The organism is Gluconobacter sp. P1D12_c, from assembly GCF_018812105.1.
GTDB classification, from domain to species: Bacteria; Pseudomonadota; Alphaproteobacteria; order Acetobacterales; family Acetobacteraceae; genus Gluconobacter; species Gluconobacter oxydans_A.
In genome coordinates, this window is the sequence record NZ_JACSIQ010000358.1 from 1 (window position 1) to 488 (window position 488).

Sequence of the window (488 nt, forward strand, 5' to 3'; positions counted from 1 at the left end):
CACCGCCTTCAGTAATCCCTGTACCGTGCGACCACCCTGAAACTGGAACGCGTTCAGGAATGGACCAATGGCAGGACGAAGAGAGCGATGCCGGTTGATCAGTTCGGCCGTGCGATCAATGGTCTCTGGAGCTGTCAGGGTTTCAGCCCTGCCGATGGCGTCCTGGAGGCGGGGCCAGTCAATTCCCGTAATGGCAGACAGTGAATCAACGCCCTGATCACGGGCCTCAATCAGATGACGGCAAGAGGTTGTCAGCAGACGAAGCTGGGCCTGCAACGATCGCATGGTGACAATCGCTTTGTCACGGATCCGGTGCTCGGCACGGCGCATCATGCTTCCGAGGAGTTTGTCCATCATTGTGAGGGCCGCGTCGGTTAGAACCTCCTCAAGTCGGACCCCGGCTGCCACCAGAATGGCGTAACGACGGGATGACCGAAGCTCGGCCAGATGCTGGGGCGTAATCCGGGCAGCTTCTTCGCTCAAACGGT

At 59.2% G+C, this 488-nt stretch carries 1 pseudogene; it reads right to left on the bottom strand.

From position 1 onward, the window contains the following. Positions 1-488, bottom strand: a pseudogene (locus tag KP705_RS17165) (Tn3 family transposase); the annotation flags it as partial.